This window comes from Thermoactinomyces mirandus (genome assembly GCF_013868055.1).
In the GTDB taxonomy this organism is placed as follows: Bacteria; Bacillota; Bacilli; order Thermoactinomycetales; family Thermoactinomycetaceae; genus Thermoactinomyces; species Thermoactinomyces mirandus.
Genome location: NZ_JACEOL010000025.1, coordinates 1 through 21,796 on the forward strand (window position 1 = coordinate 1; position 21,796 = coordinate 21,796).

General features: G+C 43.0%; 18 protein-coding genes, 1 pseudogene and 1 riboswitch. Of the genes and pseudogenes, 7 read left to right on the forward strand and 12 right to left on the reverse strand.

The features are described 5' to 3' along the window. From H2C83_RS07355 to H2C83_RS07370, 4 genes are all read left to right on the forward strand, one after another. Positions 1–705 (forward strand): tRNase toxin domain-containing protein (locus H2C83_RS07355; protein ID WP_181739306.1); only part of this gene is annotated, 705 nt, incomplete at its 5' end. Positions 706–722: 17 nt separating this feature from the next. Further along, positions 723–1,226: a Cdi1I family immunity protein gene (locus tag H2C83_RS07360; RefSeq protein WP_181739308.1), complete on the forward strand. Its 504-nt coding sequence runs from the start codon at positions 723–725 to the stop codon at positions 1,224–1,226. A 676-nt stretch (positions 1,227–1,902) separates the two neighbouring features. After that, the gene (locus H2C83_RS07365; RefSeq protein WP_181739310.1) at positions 1,903–2,289 is read left to right on the forward strand and encodes a hypothetical protein; all 387 of its coding nucleotides are present in this window, start codon (positions 1,903–1,905) and stop codon (positions 2,287–2,289) included. Continuing rightward, complete coding sequence (locus H2C83_RS07370; RefSeq protein ID WP_312853875.1) at positions 2,286–2,723, forward strand: hypothetical protein; 438 nt, start codon at positions 2,286–2,288, stop codon at positions 2,721–2,723. The genes H2C83_RS07365 and H2C83_RS07370 overlap by 4 nt, the downstream gene beginning before the upstream one ends. Positions 2,724–3,018: 295 nt before the next feature. Here the strand turns inward: H2C83_RS07370 and H2C83_RS17695 are convergent, their stop codons facing one another. Beyond that, entirely contained in the window at positions 3,019–3,543 is a 525-nt protein-coding gene (locus H2C83_RS17695; protein WP_246333803.1) for a YxxD family cognate immunity protein YxxD, read from the reverse strand. Positions 3,544–3,948: 405 nt separating this feature from the next. On the opposite strand from H2C83_RS17695, the gene H2C83_RS07385 reads away from it, so the two are divergent. Beyond that, complete coding sequence (locus H2C83_RS07385) at positions 3,949–5,097, forward strand: dicarboxylate/amino acid:cation symporter (RefSeq protein WP_181739507.1); 1,149 nt, start codon at positions 3,949–3,951, stop codon at positions 5,095–5,097. A 187-nt stretch (positions 5,098–5,284) separates the two neighbouring features. Here H2C83_RS07385 and gnd read toward each other — a convergent pair. The 7 genes and pseudogenes from gnd to H2C83_RS07420 form a co-directional block, all read right to left on the reverse strand. Further along, positions 5,285–6,723 (reverse strand): annotated as a pseudogene (gene gnd, locus H2C83_RS07390) (decarboxylating NADP(+)-dependent phosphogluconate dehydrogenase). Positions 6,724–6,735: 12 nt separating this feature from the next. After that, entirely contained in the window at positions 6,736–8,088 is a 1,353-nt protein-coding gene (locus H2C83_RS07395; protein WP_181739509.1) for a GntP family permease, read from the reverse strand. Between the two features lie 53 nt (positions 8,089–8,141). Next, complete coding sequence (gene gntK / locus H2C83_RS07400; protein ID WP_181739314.1) at positions 8,142–9,689, reverse strand: gluconokinase; 1,548 nt, start codon at positions 9,687–9,689, stop codon at positions 8,142–8,144. Positions 9,690–9,870: 181 nt separating this feature from the next. Further along, a complete protein-coding gene (locus tag H2C83_RS07405; protein ID WP_022738242.1) occupies positions 9,871–10,161 on the reverse strand; it encodes a hypothetical protein in 291 nt (96 codons plus the stop codon). Further along, positions 10,152–10,607, reverse strand: a complete 456-nt coding sequence (locus tag H2C83_RS07410; protein ID WP_022738244.1) for a hypothetical protein — start codon at positions 10,605–10,607, stop codon at positions 10,152–10,154. The genes H2C83_RS07405 and H2C83_RS07410 overlap by 10 nt, the downstream gene beginning before the upstream one ends. Before the next feature lie 107 nt (positions 10,608–10,714). Further along, positions 10,715–12,844: a heavy metal translocating P-type ATPase gene (locus H2C83_RS07415; protein WP_077719565.1), complete on the reverse strand. Its 2,130-nt coding sequence runs from the start codon at positions 12,842–12,844 to the stop codon at positions 10,715–10,717. Next, entirely contained in the window at positions 12,825–13,202 is a 378-nt protein-coding gene (locus H2C83_RS07420) for an ArsR/SmtB family transcription factor (protein ID WP_022738247.1), read from the reverse strand. Before H2C83_RS07420 ends, H2C83_RS07415 begins: the two co-directional genes overlap by 20 nt. A 276-nt stretch (positions 13,203–13,478) precedes the next feature. Between H2C83_RS07420 and H2C83_RS07425 the strand changes: the two genes are divergently transcribed. Together H2C83_RS07425 and H2C83_RS07430 are read left to right on the forward strand one after the other, a co-directional pair. Beyond that, a complete protein-coding gene (locus H2C83_RS07425) occupies positions 13,479–14,420 on the forward strand; it encodes a tyrosine-type recombinase/integrase (RefSeq protein ID WP_169835476.1) in 942 nt (313 codons plus the stop codon). A gap of 27 nt (positions 14,421–14,447) precedes the next feature. Continuing rightward, on the forward strand, positions 14,448–17,399 hold the full coding sequence (locus H2C83_RS07430) for a Tn3 family transposase (RefSeq protein WP_022738250.1): 2,952 nt from the start codon (positions 14,448–14,450) through the stop codon (positions 17,397–17,399). A 44-nt stretch (positions 17,400–17,443) separates the two neighbouring features. Here the strand turns inward: H2C83_RS07430 and H2C83_RS07435 are convergent, their stop codons facing one another. The 4 genes from H2C83_RS07435 to H2C83_RS07450 all read right to left on the reverse strand — a co-directional run bounded on the left by H2C83_RS07435 (position 17,444) and on the right by H2C83_RS07450 (position 21,784). After that, complete coding sequence (locus tag H2C83_RS07435) at positions 17,444–18,100, reverse strand: GntR family transcriptional regulator (RefSeq protein ID WP_181739316.1); 657 nt, start codon at positions 18,098–18,100, stop codon at positions 17,444–17,446. Between the two features lie 321 nt (positions 18,101–18,421). Then, a riboswitch (SAM riboswitch) is annotated at positions 18,422–18,531 on the forward strand. Positions 18,532–18,816: 285 nt separating this feature from the next. Continuing rightward, positions 18,817–20,229, reverse strand: a complete 1,413-nt coding sequence (locus H2C83_RS07440; RefSeq protein WP_181739318.1) for a LeuA family protein — start codon at positions 20,227–20,229, stop codon at positions 18,817–18,819. A 19-nt stretch (positions 20,230–20,248) separates the two neighbouring features. Further along, positions 20,249–21,322, reverse strand: a complete 1,074-nt coding sequence (locus tag H2C83_RS07445) for an alpha/beta hydrolase (RefSeq protein ID WP_181739320.1) — start codon at positions 21,320–21,322, stop codon at positions 20,249–20,251. A 12-nt stretch (positions 21,323–21,334) separates the two neighbouring features. Continuing rightward, the gene (locus tag H2C83_RS07450) at positions 21,335–21,784 is read right to left on the reverse strand and encodes a DUF441 family protein (protein WP_181739322.1); all 450 of its coding nucleotides are present in this window, start codon (positions 21,782–21,784) and stop codon (positions 21,335–21,337) included. Positions 21,785–21,796 lie beyond the last annotated feature (12 nt).

Sequence of the window (21,796 nt, forward strand, 5' to 3'; positions counted from 1 at the left end):
CAGGCAGCTTTGAGGTGCCCGAAGTCAAGTGCTGTTGTCGATTGTATTCCGGTTATTTCAAACATCAAAAATTATATCGATTTAACTTCCGGGAAAGACTCGATTTCCGGAGACAAACTGGACCCTGTCGATAAAGTAATCACAGTCATAGGGATCGCCTCCGGCCCAGGTAAAAAACTAGGTGGTGCTCTGAAAGGATTTTTTAATGGAGGAAAGAAATTCTTGAAGAGATTCGGTATCCATATCGATGATCTGGCAGAGCGGTTGGGGTTAGGCCCCAGACTGCAGCCTGCTGGTGGCCCTTCGCATATTCCCGAAAAATCTCAGGTGAATAAGTTAGAAGGGACAAACGGGGGAGGGGGTAGTGGCTCTGGAGATAACAGAAAAGGTGGATTCATAAAGGTTGATGAAAATAAAATAATCCAAACAGCCATGAAACCTAAAAAAGGTGGAGAAATGGTTGTAGGCCATGCATTACAGAAACATGCTGGCAGGAATCCTCATATTTGGGGGAAAGTAAAAGGAGGTCCAGATCAAATTAATCAAATGGCTTTAAATCATCTTCGAGAAATATTGAATGGGCCAGGTGAATTTATAAAAGTTAAAAATGCTAGAGGGATTGAGTTTCTTGAAAAGAAACTTCCTGATGGAAGAGGAGTGCGTTTGAATATGGACGGAACTTTCAAAGGTTTTATTGATCAGTAAGCGAGGTTAAAAGGAATATGGACAATATAGAAATCGTGATAAAAGATTTCAGGAAAGAGAATATCAATTCATTTATTTATGAAGAATTGAGGTTGCCTGCTTTAACGATTAAGTCATCCCATTTTTATGATCATCAATCAGAAAGAGATCTTGAATTTGCCCAAGTGAAAAATATGAAAAAGATTTTGTCGCCAAAAGGAACTGGTTATGTTGTTTTGGAGAAAATCCTGATGGGGATAGAATTGCACAATGTGGTGATGGTTTTTTCTTTTGATGAGGAAAATGGGGATATTGTAATCAACTTTCCTGAAAATGAAATTTTTACGGGTGGAGTAAAGGAGATAAAATTAAAAGTAAAAAAAATACTCGATGATCTTATTAAGCTGAGAAACAGATATGAAATAGGTAAAATAATCATTGGTTACGAACCTGCGGAGGACCAAGATACCAAATTGATTGAACTAAACAATCAAGAGATTTGTTTAGAAAAAGTATTTGAAAGAATAATTAAGGGTATTTGATTTGTTTTGGATCAAATATTTACTGTTGGAGTTTACCATGAGAGAAATTGAAAATTGCCCGAAAGTAAACTTCAGACTTTAAAAAATACCTAAAGGTTGGTTGGTGGAATATCATACTTTACCGGAAATAAATCTCAAATCTTTAGATGAAGGGATATTTGATGGTTACATTTTACCCAAGATTTATTTCCAATAAATCGGTTTTGATTGATTTGGGATGGTATCCTGATTGTCTGTGAAAGGAAACTTTAAATTACAAGTTGCTAGGGATTTTAATTAGGAGCAGCCTGTTAAGCAATATGACTCAGATGACCTGGATGAAATTGTTGCATATATTGAAAAGATTTTAGAGCAGATATCGAATGATGAGTTTACTTTATAGTTTATTTTTTAACGCAAAGCGTCCAAAAGCGTATTGGAGAGAATAGAGAATAAAAAATGATCAGAGAAAAATAACCCCTCCCGCTAGTGCAAAGACCGTTCGGAGGGGTTTTTGGATCTTTATTGTTTCTGATCAATCTGATCCAAACTGAAAGGACTTTTTAATGGCGGAAAGAAATTGTTGAAGAGATTCGGTATCCATATCGATGATCTGGCAGAGCGGTTGGGGTTAGGTCCCCGATTACAGCCAGCCGGCAGCCCCCCGGACATTCCTCGAAAACCTCAGGTTGATCGGATGGATGGGAGCGGGGGTAGCTGGGGGACCATATTTAAGAATGGAAGAATATCCATTAAAGACATAGAAGATAATCCTCATTTATTTAGTGGAAAATCTGCCAACGATATCGCGAATATGTTGAGGGAAGCTGGATATGATGTAACAATTAAAGCTTCAACTAAATCACGTTCAGGAGCACAGATTATTAAAATTAACAATCCAGGCGCTGGCAAGAATATTACTCAAGTTCAGGTTTCACCTGGTGGAGGAAGACATGGATCAAGTCCTTATGTAAAAATAAGTACTAACGATCAAGGGATTATTAAAATTGTTGATGGTCTGGAGAGTAATTATAAAACTGATGGAAAAGAAACTGCCAAAATTATTTTTACAGGGAGGAAGTGAAATTGATAAAACTGGATGCACCTATTCTTCCTTGGAAAGGAATGGGTGGGATTAGACTATATAGTCACATTAGTCAATTTTATGATCTCATCGTACACTCAAAGAGTGAGCCTGTACTTTTAGGAAAGTTTTTAATAAGATACGAAATAAAAGATTCAGTCGATTTGTGGTTTAATATAATGAATGGCAAGTTGTTTAAGATAACAGCCTTGAAAAATTATAAAGGAAAGTTATTTGATAAAATCCGTATTGGAATGCATATCGATGAGGTATTACAACACGAACCCAGCTTTATCTATGATGATTTTGAAGAGGTATATTGCAGTCCGAAAGGTGTATTTATTGAAACTGATCCTGTTGAACATTCAGTATTATGGATTGCAGTATACGTAAAAGAACTGGAAAATGAAGATTTTGAAAGAGGAAAATGGTGAGCAGATAAAGTTTATAAAATAGTTGGTTTTCCAAAAAATATTCTTGCAAGGGACAGTGTCTGTCAGGCCTGCCCCTTATTAATTTAAAAGACCAATTTTATTACAAATAAAAAAGCACTTGACCCATTCATTTGCAGTCAAGTCACAAGCTCCTGTAACAAATATTTTACTCAGTAATTCAAATCCTTGTAATTCAATTTACCTTTCCTGTCAAATCAACACACCATTCTCCAAAAAAATTTTATGAGGTTTATTGAGCTTGGATAGTTCAAATAAAGTATTTTCTTTTAAGGCTTCACAGATGGATTTTTTCAACGGAAAGAATTTTGACAGCTAAAGCATAGTATTCCTCATAACCTTCATCTTCCAACTCTAATCCATTGTCCGTTTCATAACTTGTGTCTATCAAGCCTTGAATTCGCAAACCATTTTTCCATTCCAATATCATTTTCGTACCATTTGGATACCGGAGTAACGCCTTAATAAATTCATCAACATTCATTTTTTCTCCCTCACTAAGGTCTCGGGACAATATGAGCACCATTTTTCGAATAATAATACCTTTAGTAGTATTAAAGGCCTCTCCTGTATTAAGATCTACCCATTTCCCAATAATTTGTTTAAAATTTACTCGTTCTTTATTACTACCAATTTTTTGACCTGTTCCTGCATATTCATCCAAAAGTCTTTGGGCGTTACCTGTAAAGATACTTTTTCCCTTTTGATAATTGGGGTGACCCTGTATATACTTTCCTTGTTTTCCAGGATGGACCTTAGCTTCAAATATCATATGAAAGCAGAGCTTAAACTCAAGGCTCAAAAAATGATTTTCGAGATAACAAAGAGGTGAATCCTGACAAACCGAAATTCTTTAGGATGGATAAACCTGGAGGTTGAAAGACTAGGGGTTGCTTCAAGTAAACAGAGGTAAAAGATGAGGCATACAAGTAGGAAGTCACTTTGAAGACACATGAATTTGCTGCTATTTTTTTATTTCGCGGAAAGTTTCAGTTAAATCGGGTTCAGGGAGGATGATTGGCTTTTCAGATAATTGAAGGGTTGAAAAAGCAAAAAACTCAATAAAGCTACTATTTCGATTTTTAATCATAATCTTGATTTAGTATATAAAATAATACATTATATAATTGTAAGATATATTTAAACATATATTTATATTAAAAACAATACTCCTCTTAAAAAAATCTTACTAAAAGGTGGGATGATGGTGAAGTTAATCGCAAAGTTGGTCGCAGGGATCATTGCAGGTATTTTTATTGGCCTGGCTGGAATCGACTGGATTACTCGCCTGGCTATTACATTTAAGGATGTTTTTGGTGAATTTATTAATTTCGTTATTCCTTTAATTATTTTATTTTTCATTGCTTCCGGAATTTCCAAACTGGGCAATGAATCCGGAAAGTTATTAGGCATATCCCTGGGCGCGGCATATACTTCTACTTTGATCGCCGGGATTGGTGCTTTTTTTGTCGCGACGTTCATTATGCCTTTTATCGCTTCAGGAGGTGCGGTACCAGAAGAAGGAAAAGGGCTTGAAGGTTTCCTTACTTTTGAAATTGAACCGCTCATGGGTGTTATTACCGCATTGGTTCTGGCTTTTGTGTTTGGGGTAGGTATTGCCAAGTTGAACAGCCAGTTTCTCATGAAAGTTTTTGATGAAGGAAAGTCAATTATTGAACTGGTTATTGTTAAAATCATCATTCCATTGCTTCCTTTTTACATCGCTGGTATTTTCGCGGAACTTGCTGCAGCCGGAACGGTCTTCAATACACTGAAGGTCTTTGGGATCGTACTTGTTGTTGCCGTGCTTACCCATTGGGTGTGGCTGTTCATTCTGTATACCATTGCCGGAACCTATAACAAAAGAAATCCGTTTTCCTTGCTAAAAACAATGTTGCCGGCATTTTTTACCGCACTTGGTACCATGAGCAGTGCGGCAACAATACCTGTTACGTTAAGGCAAACAAAAGAAAACGGCGTGCGGGAGGAAATTGCCAACTTCAGCATTCCCTTGAATGCAACTATCCACCTTTCGGGAAGCACGATTACAATTACCAGTTGTTCGATCGCGGTAATGGCGGTCCTGGATGGCTATAGTATCCCTGGTTTTTCCCAGATGCTGCCTTTCATTCTGATGCTGGGAGTGGTCATGATTGCTGCACCGGGTGTTCCGGGTGGGGCGGTTATGGCAGCAACGGGTATTCTTGCCTCCATGCTCGGTTTTGATAAAGAGGCCATTGGGCTGATGATTGCCCTTTACATGGCGCAGGACAGCTTTGGAACCGCAACCAATGTAACGGGCGACGGCGCGCTCGCCTTAATTATAGACAAGTTTATGGCAACCTCAAAAAAATGATATTTTTCGGCCGATTCCCTGTCTTTTCGTCAGACAGGGGATTTTGTATGGGGCAGAAGAAAGGTTAGGCAAACCCCGTTTTCAGTATGTATAAAAAACATATACAGGAAGGCATTTTCAATGCTGCCCCTTTGCAATGGTTAAACCCGAACGGTCTTGGAGTTCCGTTCGGGTTTTTATGAAATATTTAAATGTCTGTTTTCAAAGATGACTTTATTGCGCCGGGCTCCAGCCAATTGGTATGAAATGTGCCTTCCTGATCAATACGTTCATATTTGTGTGCCCCAAAATAGTCCCGCTGCGCCTGGATCAGGTTGACTCCTGTTCGGGAGGAGCGGCAGCCATCGCAGAATGACAGTGCAGAACTGAAACACGGTAACGACAAACCGCTTTCCATTCCTTTCATTACAACCTTTCGCAACGAAGCCTGATAACGGTTTGTTTTCTCCAGGAAACAGGGTGCCAGCAGCAGATTGGCCAGGTCCCTGTTTTCCTTGAAGGCACGGTAGATCTTATTCAGGAAATCTGCCCGGATAATGCATCCGCCACGGAAAATCAGAGCAATTTCTCCCAGATCAAGAGACCAGCCATATTTTGCGGAAGCTCCCTGGTATTGATAAAATCCCTGGGCGTAAGTACAAAGTTTGCCCATATACAGAGCTTCCTTCACGAGATTCACCCAGTATTCCTTATCCATTTTCTCTTTGGCAGGGGAAGAGCCTGCTAGAAGTTTTTCCGCACAGATCCTTTCCGATTTCATGGAAGAAAGATACCTGGCGTAAACTGCTTCCGTGATAATTGTGGAAGGTACCCCAAGATCCAGGGCTTCCTGGCTGGACCATTTTCCCGTTCCCTTTTGCCCGGCTTTATCCAGAATCACTTCCATCATCGGTTTTCCGGTTTCCTGATCCGTTTTGGAAAGGATATTTGCGGTAATCTCCACGAGATAGCTTTTCAATTCTGTTTCATTCCAGGAATTGAACACATGAGAGAGTTCCTGCACTGATAAGCCATTTTGTTCCTTGAGAAACTGATAGGCTTCTGAAATCAGTTGCATATCCGCATATTCAATTCCGTTGTGAACCATCTTTACATAATGTCCCGATCCCGCAGGGCCGATATAGGTGCAGCACGGTTTCCCATCGACATGTGCGGCGATCTTTTCCAGAATCGGGGCGACTAGCCGGTATGCTTCCAAATCTCCGCCTGGCATTAACGCCGGACTGTTTAAAGCACCTTTTTCCCCGCCGGATACACCAACACCAAGAAACCGGATTCCATGTTCCCGCAATTCCCGAATCCTTCTGTTGGAATCATGGAAGTCGGAGTTGCCGCCATCCATGATGATATCTCCCGGCTCCAGCAAAGGAATGAGTAATTGGATAACGGAATCTGCTGCTTCCGCCGCCACCATCAAAAATATTTTGCGCGGGCTTTCCAGTGAGTAAATAAAGCTTTTCAGTTCATAGTGGGGGTCAATCTGACGATTGGAGTATTGGCTGGAAAATTTTTGGGTCAGATCAGGCTATAGTTACAGACAGCGACCTTTTCGCCTTTGCCTGCCATATTTCTTGCCAGATTGGACCCTATTACCCCTAAACCATAGAACCGATCGAATTTTTCAATGTATGCCACCCTTTAAACAAACAAATTGAGGATCAGGACCCCGGCCAGGCCAACAACGGAAATAATCGTTTCCAATAAGGTCCATGTTGAAAAAGTTTCTTTCAGGCTGAGGCCAAAGAATTCCTTAAACATCCAGAAGCCTGCATCATTGACATGGGAAGCGATCAGGCTGCCGGCACCGGTTGCCAGAACCATCAGGGCCGGATCGACATTGGTTCCCTGCATCAGCGGGATAACCAGACCGGCTGTTGTCAGTGCGGCAACGGTTGCCGAACCAAGTGCGATTCGCAAGATTGCTGCAATCAGCCATGCCAATAACAGCGGGGACATTTGGCTGCCTGCAAACAGTGCGGATACGGAGTCGCCGACACCGCCATCGATCAGCACCTGTTTCAGGACTCCTCCGCCGCCGATAATGAGCAGCATCATCCCAATGGCACGGATGGATTCTTCCGCGGATTTCATCACCTGTTTGATAGGGATATTCTGTTTTACACCCATTGTATAGACCGCAAGCAATACAGAAATGAGCAGGGCCGTTGTTGGTTCCCCAATCAGATGAATTACGTTGAAAAGAAAGTTGTCCGGCACATTGCCCAGATCCTGGATCAAGTCGACAATGGTTGTGACAGCCATCAGAATTACCGGCAACAGGGAAGTGAAAACACTGATCCCAAACCCTGGAGTATCCTCCAGTTTAAAAGATTTGGTCGTGCTGATCGCATCAAAGTCCCCGGAAGCGGTTTTATGAAATGATTCAGAACTGATTTTTTTGACCAGTTTGGTGAATAATGGACCGGCGATAATTACAGCCGGAATAGCAAGAATGATTCCATAGATTAATACCATTCCAATATTTGCTTCATACTGTTGGGCAATAACAGTTGGACCGGGATGCGGAGGCAGGAATCCGTGGGTAACCGATAATGCCGTAGCCATTGGGATACCCAGATACAAAACGGAAACTTTTGACTGTTTGGCGATTTGATAGACAATTGGAACCAATAATACAAGGCCTACTTCAAAAAACAGGGCGATGCCGATGATAAAGGAAGAGATCACAACTGCCCATTGAATGTTTTTTTGTCCAAATTTATCAATTAACGTAACAGCAATTCGCTGCGCCCCGCCAGCGTCTGCAACCAGCCTGCCAAGGATGGCGCCAAATCCGAAGATTAATGCAATACTGCCGAGTGTAGCGCCCATTCCGCCCTCAATCGATTCGACAATTTTGTCCAGCGGCATGCCTAATGCCAGAGCAATCAAAAAGGCCGTAACAATAAGTGAAATAAACGTGTTCAGCTCTATTTTCGTGATCAGAAACAATAAAACACCGATTCCGGCAGCAACGATCAATAGCGGCAAAATATGTTCCATTGTTTTCACTCCAATCATGTTTTAATTGCCTATTGCAGGCTTTACTTTGTCAACTCTGACTGGTATTGGGCGATCTGTTCATATTCTTTTTCCAAGGTCCGCGAAAGACGGATAAAAATCGGCACCAGTTTGCGATACTCCTTGACATTGGAGGGTTCTGGCTTGTGTTTGTGTGTTTCTCCAATCAAGTCTTCCACAACATCGAAGGAATCAATTTTCCCAAAGGCCAAAAGCCCCAACAGACAGGCTCCCAGGCAGGAAGACTCGTAACTTTCCGGAACAATTACTTCCTGGTCAAAAATATCGGCCAGCATCTGCCGCCATAACTCTGATCTGGCAAAGCCGCCAGTTGCTTTTATGGAAGTGACGGGATGATCCATTACTTCGACCAATGCCAGAAATACGGAATACAGATTGTAAATAACCCCTTCCAGGGCGGCCCGGATGAGATGTTCCCGTTTGTGACTCAAAGTCAGTCCGATAAAGGATCCGCGAACATCCGCATTCCAGAAAGGTGCTCTTTCTCCGGACAGATAGGGGAGAAACAGCAATCCATCCGCACCCGGTTTGATCAGGCTGGCAATTTTGGTCAGTACATCATAAGGATTCATTCCCAGCCGTTTGGCTGTTTCCGTTTCACTCGCTGCCAGTTCATCCCGAATCCAGCGAAATACAATGCCGCCGTTATTGACCGGACCGCCAATGACCCAGCAGTCTTCGGTCAACGCGTAACAGAAAATCCGGCTTTTCGGATCGGTTTGCGGTTTGGGGATCACCGTCCGGATCGCCCCGCTGGTTCCGATCGTTACGGCGATTTCGCCTTTTTTTACCGCTCCGACACCGACATTGGACAGGACGCCATCACTTGCCCCAATGACAAATGGCGTCTCCGGCAAGATTCCCATCTGCCCGGCCCAGGTTTGATTGCAGCCGGTAAATACCTCTTTGGTGGATACAATTGGGGACAATTTATCTTCTGTGATTCCGGCAACTTCCAATGCTCCCTGATCCCAGTCCAGGGATGCCAGGTTCATCAGTCCGGTACAGGATGCAATTGAATAATCCACTGCATATTTATGGAAAAGTTTGTAGAACACATACTCCTTGATTCCGATATATTTTTTTGTTTTGGAGGCAATCTCCGGAACATCATGCTCCAGCCAGGCAATTTTGCATAAAGGAGACATGGGATGGATCGGTGTGCCCGTCCTGGTGTAAATGTCATGTCCATGAAGCCCTTGTTTTATTTTGTCCGTCCATTTGGCACTGCGGTTATCCGCCCATGTAATACAGCGTGTCAGAGGCCGGTTGTCTTCATCGACAGCAATCACGCTGTGCATGGCGCTGCTGAATGAAACAAACGACAGGTCTTTGGGATCGATGCCTGATTTTTTCATTACATTGCCAATAGACAGGAGAACCGCCTGAAAGATGTCTTCCGGATCTTGCTCGGCAGTATAAATGTCCGGAGTGTACAATTCATATCCGTTATTTTCAGATGCAACAATTTCTCCGTTCTCGCGGAACAATACTGCTTTGGTGCTGGTTGTCCCCAAATCAACACCAAGCATATACCTGTTTTTATCCATGATAGTCATTCGCCTTCTTTAAAGAGTCCGGGTTTGTCCATAATCCGTCCGATTGTTTCTTTACATCATTAAAGTTTCTGTAAAAAGCCTCATCCACCAATTTGAGGTCTTTTTTCTCAATTGGGGTTCCGCCGTCAAAACGCGGATTTTCCCCGCTAAGCGATCAAGTAATATAAAATCCCTATAACTGTTCTCCACCACAAAGGATCGCCACGGGATGAATATTCAACCGACCTGCTTTTTGTTCTTCTGCTAATATATCCATCACGGTTGGATAACCTCCCATCACAGTCGGTTGGTATTCATTCAGTTCTTTGACCAGTGTGGAAAGAGGGGATTGAATCGAAAAAACTCTGATTTTCTCATTTGAAGGCTGTTTTAAGCGCATGCGTTCAGCCGTGCTGTATGCTGTGAAATGTCCCGCTGTCGAACATACTGCCGCATTTCGTCCGCCTTTAACCCCTATTTCCACAAGTCACTCCATTTCAATTTTGTTGTTCCGCGAATAGCCATCAATATTTTCATAATCGTATCTGAACCTTTATCTTGAATAAAGATCCCAGGCACTCCAGTTGACCCCGAAGTGGTCGAAACCATATAGCGTCCTAAATAAAGCTGTCCGATTAACGACATATCTGACACGAATTCTTTTACACTTTCTATGGTTACAGCCGGGTCCGTCACCCATTCATTAAAATGGGCCATGAGTTCTGATTTGGTGACGGTAGGGGTTTGCTGTAAGTTGGTGATGTTTTCTGGTAACTCTCTGTATTTTTTTGCATAATATCGGGAGTTCAATCTCGCAAAACGGATGAGGTCAGCCAAACGAGATTGTTGTCGGGAAAGAATGTCTTCTGGTTTGCCACTCTTCATCCTCCAGATATCTATAGCCGTTTTCAACGGTGTAAGATTCTCCATCGTGGTATCCTCCATCTCTCTTCTGTTAAAACTCCATTGTCAGTAAGTGATCTGAGGGTGAAAACAGCCGATTGCCTTTTATTTCTGGAAATCGGCTGTTTTCAGTTTTACTCCTTCACCTTTAACAATCTCAGTCCATTTAAGGTTACAATCAAGGTCGCTCCCATATCAGCGAAGATCGCCATCCAGAGAGTGAGCCACCCTGGAACAATGAGTAATAGGGCTACTGCTTTAATCGCTAAAGAGAATGTAATGTTTTGCTTAATAATGCGTAGCGCTTGACGGCTTAATTTGATGGTAAATGGTAGTTTTCGTAGATCATCTGCCATGAGAGCGATATCCGCTGTTTCCAAGGCAGTGTCTGTACCAGCTCCACCCATGGCAATTCCTACGGTTGATGATGCGAGAGCTGGAGCATCATTGACTCCGTCACCGACCATCGCAACTCTGGAACCATCTGAGCGAAGTTGCTTGATAAACTCTAACTTTTGATGCGGAAGAAGATCAGCTTGAATTTCTCCGACTCCTAAACGCTCCCCAATCGCCTTTGCAGTTGCTTCGTTATCACCCGTCAACATCACGGTTTTCTTAATTCCTAATTGGTGAAGTTGTTGAATCACGTCTTTACTGCTTTCACGAACTTCATCTGCCACCGCAATCAGAGCAAGAGCCTCCATTTCAGTTCCCAAAACCATGACCGTTTTTCCTTGAGTTTGGAGTTGAAGAATCAAGTCAGACTGATCCTCAGACAACCCGTTAGGTAATAACTCATTGAACAAAGCTGGACTTCCCACATAATAAAGGGTTCCTTGGACTTTGGCTTGAACCCCTTTACCCGTAATGGAGGTAAAGTCTTCTACTGCCAATGATTGAATATCCATTCCTTTTTCTTCTGCTTTTCGAACAATCGCGGAAGCAAGAGGATGTTGGGAGTTTTTCTCGATGGCAGCTGTAATCGCTAAGTATTCATCCTCTTTTTCTTTCACAAATGCCACGATGTCTGTTACCGCAGGGACACCTTTCGTTAAGGTTCCTGTCTTATCGAAGGCGATGGCAGAGAGTGCTCCTGCCTCTTCTAAATGAATCCCACCTTTAATGAGAACTCCATTTCGAGCCGCATTTCCAATCGCTGTCACAATCGAAACAGGTGTTGAAATGACTAAGGCACAAGGACATCCAACCACTAGCAGAGCTAGCCCACGATAAATCCAATCACTCCAATCTGCATTGAAGAGAAGAGGCGGGACAACCGCTAGTAGCAAACCAGCCACTAAGATCGCAGGAGTATAGATTTTCGCAAATCGATCCACAAACGCTTGAGAAGGAGCCCGTTCCGCTTGTGCTTCTTCAACCAAATGAATGATCTTTGCGATCGTAGTATCCTCAACCCGCTTCGTTACTTTCACTTCCAATAGACCTTCTTCATTCAACGTTCCGGCAAAAACCTCATCATCAACTGTTTTGGCAACGGGGATCGACTCACCTGTAATGGCTGCCTGATTGATGGAAGAGGTTCCTTTCACCACAACCCCATCCATAGCTAACTTCTGCCCAGGCTTGACGATCATGATATCCCCAATTTGAATCTCGTCCACTGGAACCGTTAATTCTTCGTCTCCACGTCGGATCAGAGCTTGTTTAGGAGCAATGTCCATCAGAGAGCGAATGGATTGACGGGCTTTGTCCATCGAATATCGTTCTAAGGCTTCACTAATGGCAAACAGGATGACAACGGTGGCTCCTTCTCCCCATTCACCAATCGCCGCTGCTCCTATAATGGCAATCGTCATCAACGTACCCATATCAAACTGGAGACGGAATAAGTTTTGGATTCCTTTGATAAAAAGTCGGTATCCACCAATGAGAATCGAGGAAGCATAAAGAAGAATCGTAAGTAAGCCCTCTTCGCCATAAAACTCGCTGGCTCCCCAACCTGCTAACAGAAAAGCAAGGGAAAAAAGGAGTCGGATGTTCTCTTGGTTTTTCCAGAAAGGAACACGTTCCACTTGGATTTCTTGATTCTCAGGAACGACTTTCAGATTCTCAAAAGACCCTGCTTTCTCTAATTGCTCAATCGTGGGTTCAGCCCCATATACCGAGATTTTAGAGGCTCCAAAGTTGACCTTTGCATCTGTCACACCGGGTATGTCTTTTACGTTTTTCTCAAACTGCGCTGCACAGTTCGCACAAGTAAAACCTTGAACCCGATATACTTTTTTATCTTGTGCTTGCTCCATTGCTAGTCATCTCCTTCTGATGTTCAAACGCCAACTGAACAAATTGCCTTACATGATCATCATCAAGGGAATAAAAGACTAATTTCCCTTCTTTCCGATACTTTGCCAATCCCATATTTCGTAGCAAACGTAAATGATGGGAAGCCGTAGCCAACGTGGAATCAATGATATTCGCTACGTCACAGACACAAAGCTCATCCTCTTGTACTAAGGCATATGCAATTTTTAAACGAGTTGGATCTGCGAGTGCTTTAAACAGTTGGGCTGTATCTACAGGATCAACCGTTTCTAAGGAAGTTTGAACTCGCTTGACCTTTTCTTCGTCATAACAATATATTTCACAGCGTTCTTCACTCAATGATAGACACCTCACTCTAACAATCAAATATTTATTTGATTATAGTGTAATCGAATGATAATATCATAGTCAAATCATTATTTGATTGTTTCCTAAGGCACTTAGGTTTATACCAAACTCTAGGAGGGATCTAGATAGCTCAGAATACTCATCATGTTCGCTATCAGAATATGACGAGTTTCGGTATGATGAAGATATCCAACGCTGTTTTTTGGGATATTTAACTGCATTGAATCTCGTCATGTTCTACATGAGTGGATGGAGGGTGCTTGTAGAATGAGCAAACAAATCACACTGACCGATTATTATGCCTATTTGGAGAAGAAAGGATTGAGTAAATCGACTGTCGCAACTTATAGATCATCCATCAACCGTTTCGTTGCTTGGTTGGAACAGAAAGAGGCTCACGAAATGGCAGATGGAGGGCTGACTGCCTTGCAAAAGGCGTTTCAAAAACATATCCAACTGTTCAAAAAAACAGCAGGAAAAGATCTGAAATTAAAAGCAGGAACTATCAACCTTACCATTCGTCATTTAAAGCAGTGCTTCTCATGGATGTTAGCAAATAAGCTGGTTCCAGATAATCCAGCCCAGGAAATCAAGTATATCCCAGAGGATCGATTAAAGACAAAATGGATCACAGAACAACAGGAGCGCAAATTATTTGCAGAATTACGGTTACTCCTAGGCAATCCGAAACAGTATCGGAAAGTGATTCGTGAATATGCCATGATCGCACTGATGTATTTCACCAGCGCGCGAGTAGAAGAATTATGCAATATTAAATTGGTCGACATTCAAATCAATGAGAGATCTGGCTGGGTTTACTTATATGGAAAAGACAACAAGCAGCGCAAAGTAGACCTAAACAAATCCATCCGCAAATTATTGACACAATATTTAAACGAGTATGAAGGTAGCTTAAAAAGTGGATATCTCTTTGATTCACAACGGTCAGGTCAAGTGACCACTAGGGCGGTTCAGTATATCGTCGAAAATTACGCCAAACGACTCAATATGTCAAATCTCACTTGTCATGCATTACGGCATACCTGTTTACACAATCTTGTAAAGGCTGGAGTCCCTCTTTCAACCGTTGCGGAGATCGCTGGTCATTTGAAAGCAGATGGTACGCCTAATATTGATATGACTTTACGTTATATCAAACCTGGAGAAGAAGAAAAAGCTGATGCAATGGAAATGATTAGTTGGGATTAATCCATCCTAGAAGGAGAGAAGGAAACATTGAGAGGAAAGGAACTTCTAACACCTGAGCAAAGACTTGAATTGATGCAGGTTCCTATGGACATTGATGAAAGAGATTTAGGCATTTATTATACGCTTACCTCACAGGATTTAATGTTTATTAAGAGTAGAAGAAGAGACGTTAACCGGCTTGGAACAGCTATTCAAATTTGTGTCCTCCGTCATTTAGGTTGGTCACTCCCCAACATCAAAGTAATTCCAGACAAAGTGATTGAGTACGTTGCTCGCCAACTTCAAGTGGATTCAAGCGTTTTTTCCAAATACGGCCAAAGAGAAAATACCCTTTATGAACACTTAGGAGAAATCAGAGAAGAGTACGGATATATCTCTTTCTCTCCTAAAGAATACAGGAAAGGGATCAAATACTTAATGAACCGTGCTTTAGAAAATAGCGATACCATGTATTTAATTCATGAGACTCTGTCAAATCTAAAGCAGAATAAAGTGATTTTGCCCGCAATGACCACCATTGAACGCATGGTATGGTTCGCAAAAATGATAGCTGAGAGACGGATTTATCGGATACTTACTCAAGCTTTAACCGATGAACAGAAGAAACAAATAGATGAGATGCTAGAAGTAGCTACTGACAAAACCATTTCTACTCTTGCTTGGCTTCGCCAAGATCCAGGACAACCTTCGCCCGATTCGTTTAAAAGGGTATTAGATCGATTGGAGTATTTGAGGAACCTTCAACTCAAAGTGGATGTATCTTCGATTCATCCACGGCGTTTACGTCAACTTGCACGTATAGGTGCTCGTTATGAAGCACGATCCTTTCGACGTTTTAAGGAAGAGCAACGATATGGGATTCTTGTTGCTTACTTAATCAATCTCATTCAAGATTTAACCGATCAAGCGATTGAAATCAATGATAAAGTCATTAATATCTTTTTTCGAAAGGGAAAGAAAGCACAAGAGAATATGCAGAAGGAAAACGGAAAGGCTTTAAACCAGAAGTTATTGCGATTCGTTGATTTAACAACCGTTTTGCTTGAGGCAAAGGCAAAAGGCGATGATTTGGACCATGCGATCCAGTCATATATCTCCTGGGATCAGTTGAAGCAGGAAAGAGATGAAGCACAAGACTTAGCTAGACCTATCAATTACGATTATATTGATTTATTAAAAAGTCGGTTCCGCTATCTGCGACAATACACTCCTATCTTGTTAGAGAAGCTGGAGTTCAAATCAACTGAAGCCAATGAATCATTGATTCAAGCCTTACATGTAATTAAGGATATGAATGAAACAAACAAGAGAAAAGTGCCAGATGATGCACCGTTAGACTTTGTTCCGAAGCGTTTTCAAAATCATATCTTTGATTCAAAAGGAAATATTGATAAAACCTATTATGAGTTGGCTGCTCTGACAAAACTGAAAGACTACATTCGTTCAGGAGACATTCACGTTACAGACAGCAGGAAATACAAAGATTTGGAAGAATACTTTGTGCCCGAACAGGAATGGGTTGAAGCTAAAGAAAAAGGAACAACAGGCCTCTACGTTCCTTTAACAGCTAAGGAATACATAGCTGATCGGAAAAGAGCATTAGCAGATCGTCTATATTGGCTTTCCAAAAACATCAACTCTCTTGAAGGTGTAAGTCTGGAAGATGGGAAAATCCATGTAGATCGTTTAGAAAAAGAGACCCCTGAGGAAGCCGAACAGCTCAGCAAAAAACTCTATTCCTTATTGCCCCGAGTAAAATTAACGGATCTGCTCTTGGAAGTCGATAGCTGGACACATTTCACTCGTCATATGACACATGCGTCTACTGGGCATGAACCTACAGCTAAGGAAAAGAAAGCACTTCTTGCCGCTTTGATGGCATTAGGAACGAATATTGGCTTAACTAAAATGGCTGAGGCAACTCCAGAGTTTACATATAAACAGTTAGTTAATGCTTCTCAGTGGAGAATGTATGATGATGCCTTAAATCGTGCTCAAGCTACACTCGTAAATTTCCAACATCGCTTAGCCTTAGCGTTTTATTGGGGCGACGGAACAACTTCTTCCTCAGATGGAATGCGCGTTCAAGTAGGTGTCTCCTCTATGTACGCAGATTCAAATCCTCATTACGGACATGGGAAAGGAACCACCTTTTACCGCTTTGTCAGTGACCAACTGTCTTCCTATGGAGTGGAGGTCATTCCTTCCAATGCACGTGAAGCCATCCATACCATTGACAAAATCCTTCACCATGAAACAGACCTGCAAATTAAAGAACATTACACGGATACCGCAGGGTACACGGATCAAGTCTTTGCCTTGAGTCATATTTTTGGATATCGATTTGCACCCCGAATTAGAAATGTCGGTGAAGCTCAATTATTTTCTATTGATCCGCCCAAAGAATTCAAAAGAATACAGTCCTTACTCAGGAAAATTAAGACGGACGTCATTATTGACAACTATGACCATGCTCTTCGTGTTGCTCACTCTATCGTCAAAGGAAAAGTAGCTGCGTCTTTGGTACTCAACAAATGGGGATCATACAATCGGGAAAATAACGTCTCTAAAACAATTCGGTATATGGGGCAAATTGAAAAGACCCTATTCATTATTGACTATGTCACAGACGAAACATTGAGACGGCGGATTCAGAGAGGCTTAAACAAAGGAGAGGCAATGAACGCTTTAGCACGAGCTGTTTTCTTTGGAAAACGTGGAGAGTTAAGAGAACGATCCTTAGTTGCCCAGCTCCAAAGAGCCAGTGCGCTTAATATCATCATCAATGCAATTAGTGTATGGAATACCATATACCTTGACGAAGCTGCCAAGTATTTAGAGAACCAAGGGCTCCTAGATAGAGAGCTACTGAATCATGTTTCTCCTCTTAATTGGGAACACATAAACTTTCTGGGGGAATATTCATTCACTAGCAAACCAACTTCGTTAGATTCTCTTCGTTCGCTAAATATTAATTAAGTCCACAAAAAAAGACTAACTTATCTCCTTAGAGGTATTGAAAGTTAGTCTTTTTTGTGATTTTCATCCTTAGCGGGGAAAATCCGCGTTTTGACGGCGGGACCCCCAATTGACCGGATCAGCAACTGGTGATTGACAAGCACCCGCTGAAAATCATCATAGTTGTTTTTCATTCTGTGCCGCATATCCAATAAAATCAGGCACTCCATTACCGGTTTGATATTGGACCAAAGGATCCCGATATAACGATGATTAATCGATCTGATGATGGTTTCATGAAATTCAATATCCCGAAAAGAGAATTCATCGGCATCTTTGTATTTGACCGCGATTTTCATCATTTCCAGTATTTTGTTCAACTCTTTGATCAGACTGTCGTTATTTTCTTCTTCCAGCAAATGTTTGAAAACAAATGACTCCATCATCAGCCTTACATCATAGATTTCATCAATATCCTTTTCGGTAATCCCGATTACCTTGGCACCCATGCGTTTTAACTGAACCAGATCTTCCCGTTCCAACACGCGCAAGGCTTCCCGGATCGGGGATCGGCTGACATTGTATTCTTCAGATAATTTGTTTTCAGATAAAACGCTTCCACTTTTCAAATCCTTGGAGATAATTCTCATTCTTAAATCAGCAGCCACCTGTTGTCCAATTGAGGTTTCTGGTAATTTTTTTTCAGGATAAAATCCTTTCAAACGATCACCTCTTTATACTTGAATACTTGTATACTAGTATACTATCAAGAAAAAACAGTTTTGTAAACGGTTTCTGAAAATGAAATCATCAGAAAGATCCCTTTTTGGGGGAAACAGCCATTTTCTGGTCCGGCATATGAAAAAAGGCTAACTAAATCTGTTGATCCAGGATGCACAGTTTTCATTTTTTCCTTTTTGATGCGAACCAAACCGTGTGTCTCATGTGGGTGTTGAAGAGAATCATAAAAAAATTATATAAAACACAGTTGATAACTCAGAATAATATGATTAAAATATTGGCAACCAATGAATTTGTAAATACTCTTATCCAGAGAGGTGGAGGGACTGGCCAGGTGAAGCCTCGGCAACCATTGAAATTTTGTTCAAACGGTGCCAATTCCAGCAGATCCCCGATATCTGAAATATAAGAGGTTATGTTGCGATGTTTGCAGACTGGCGGCCTCTTATTTCGGGAGGTCGTTCTTTATTTCACATGCCCTTGGAAACCATTCTTGAGACACTGCAAATTGCCCCGGTTCAGCGAATTCCGGTAACAGAAATTTGTACCTGGCAGCAATTTTTGTGTTTTCAGCTTGTAAGACAAGGCAGGGGCCTGTTGCTGACAGGTTCCTTTTCTATTATGGTTACCCGTCGCAAATCAGGAAAGGGATCTTTTTTTGGTTGAAAAAAGGAGCCTGACAGCTCCTGATTTAGGATCAGACCATATCCCGATCCGGTTTGGCTGGACGAAACGGCTCTTCCAGACTTTGATTGTACTCCGGTGCCAGGACGATATTGGTATATGTTCCCCGGCCTGCAATGTAGCAATAGGCATGTGCAACTCCAGCCGGGATAAATACGGAAACCGGGCTGTGAACTACCTTTTCTTCGTTCCCCACTTGTACTGAGCAGATCAGACCGGTGCCGTCGGGAGTATCTCCCCAGAAGAGAAAGACGCTGTCGCAATGGTGGGTGTGCAGGTCGACATGGTTTTCCGGCGGATTATCGTTGAAAAAACGTTGAATGACATACAGAGTGGAACGCGGATCAACCCGGTTGTCCATGAGTACCCATCTGGTTCCGGGACCATTGCGGTGATATTTTAGTTCGGAAGCCCCTTTTTCAAATGGCTTTCCGATTTTCAAGTTGTAAGGAAAGACGGGAACGCCCAGTCTGGCTCGCTGTGGCAAAACGGTGCGGGAGCGGCCAACCCGCACTGGCGGATAAGGTTCATAACTGCGGGAATCTTTTCCCACCGCCTGTACATGATATCTGGACGTATGGGTAAAGGCGTTTTTCCCGGTCACCGGTTTTAAAGGTTCCGGACGAAAGCCGGTTATCCATTGCACCGATTGTGACAATCCGGGAATCTGTTCCAGCGGAAATTTGCGGCAATCTCTCTTTTCGTGCAAAAGTACAGCCAGCTGGAGCAGATCCACAATACCGGTTCTTTCACCAATCCCCAAAATGGAGGTATCGACGACGGTTGCGCCGGCGTCAATCGCGGTCAAAGCGTTGGCCAGTGCCAACCCCAAATCGTTGTGCAGATGGATTTCAATGTCCGGATGCAATTCCTTGATTGCTTTTTTCACCACATTTGCACAAGTCACAGGCTCCCATATCCCGGTTGTGTCGGCAAGGCTGATCCGGTCCGCTCCCGCATCGACGGCCGCTTTTCCCAGATAGCAAAGATCCTCCCATGAAGTTCGGGAAGCATCCTCGATGGTAAACCGGACCTGGAGTCCCAGCCTCTTGGCTTCCTCGACCGCACTGGCGACCTGGTCCTTAACTTCATGCCGGGTTCTTCCCCGAAATTTGGAGGCCAGCGACACCGGATTGATTGAGGCCCAAATTCCGACCCAATGGGCTTTTGCCCGGGATACTGCCTGAATCTCGCTTGAAACAGCACGGGCATGCATCAGGATTTCCGCCTTGTGTGCCTTGCCTGCCACTTCCTTGCAAATCTGCTCATCTTCCGGAGAAATGCCCGGATGGCCAACCTCCACAAGGTCTACCGAAAACTCTTCAAGAAGGCGAAGGAGATGGATTTTATCCTGACTGGTGAAGCGGACTCCGGGATATTGTTCGCCTTCCCTGAGTGTGGAATCGAGGATTTTAAGATTTTTCAACCCTTCCACCCCTCTCTCTTTAATGCTGCCTTAAAAACCGGTCGGTATTTTCCAGCAATATGTCCCTGTTTTTTTCGTACAGGACCCAGTGGGTTGCTTCCGGGATGACAACTTCTTTCTTTTCTTTTGTACCAGTTAATTTTCTCAATACTTTTTTTTCGGCAAAAAAATCGGAATCGCCATAGATGACGAGTACCGGCGAGGTGATTTTGGACAGGTCGTAAAGAGGACGATTGGTCCAGATTGAGTACAGATCTTTCAAAGGGCCCATCGGGCGGCGAATCATCCGGCTCGCCCCGTTTTTGCCGGTTGGGTCTGATTCGGCAAACACGTTTTCAACTTTTTCCATTGCTTCGCTGGAGGCAAGCGGTCTTCCATTCATCATCATGTGCCAGTGATGCATTCCCGTTTCAAAATCGACTACCTGGTAAGCCGGGGCTTGCGGATTGAACTTCCCGGGGTTTTGTTTGCTTTCAAAAGGCTCGGTCATGGAAGGAAGCCGGAATCCGTGCATAAAGCCATACAGGACCAGTTTATTGACGTTTTCCGGTTGCAAGGCGGCATATTCCCCGGCAACAACAGCCCCCCATGACCAACCGACCAGATTGATCCTGTCCACGTTCCGGTTTTTCTTGATTGTTTCAACAGCTGCGGCCAGATCTTTCAAAGCTTCCCGATGGGTAACGACAGGTGGATTTTGCCCAGGGGGAGCATTCATTTCCTTTGGACGGTCAGATTGCCCGAATCCCCGGAAATCCATGGCCCAGGTGTCGTATCCCTTTTTGGCGAAATCATTCATCCAGGAATATCCGGGCACATCAAACGCTTTGGCAGTCGGGATACTGAAAGGTTCCAAAAAGAGTACGACTTCATCCGCTTTGGGAGTTTCCTGGCGGGCCAGCTTCTTATGGCGCAGGTAGATTTTATAGTTCCCGTCTGTGCTGGGGATTCTGATTTCTTCCAATACGATGTTTTCCGGTTTGATCTGGGCGACAGAACTTAGGTTCAGGTTGGTCTGGCATCCGCCCACGATGCAGGTCAGACTTAAAATAACGATAATTTGAAGGAGCAATGTTCTTTTGCGGCTTCTCATAATTCCCTCCATCTACGATGAAATGAAATATTTGCACAAAGCGACAATTCCGGCAGCAATGATTAAACCGGCAGGGAGTCCGCGAAAAAAGAGCACACCGACCAGTGTACCGGCCAGGACACCAAACAGGATGACAGGCTGGGAAGGCAAGATTCCAAGCCCTTTGCCGCCGATAAAGGAAACGGTCAGCCCAGCGAGAAAGGCCATGATCCCGGCCGGGCTTAACAATTCTTTGGTCATTTCCATCGGGTCAAATTTTCCGCTGGCCAGTGGAAACAAAAGAAAAATCATGAGGAAAAAGATCCCGATATCAAATGAATACTTCTGTAAAGCAGTTGTGACCGGCCTGATCTGGAGCAGGTGGACAACCAGCAGGAGGATGGCTGCTGAAGACAGCAAATAGTCCCTGAACATTGCAGACATCAGCGCAATCAACAAAAGGGAAATCAATGCCGGAGTCATAAATTTTCCCCC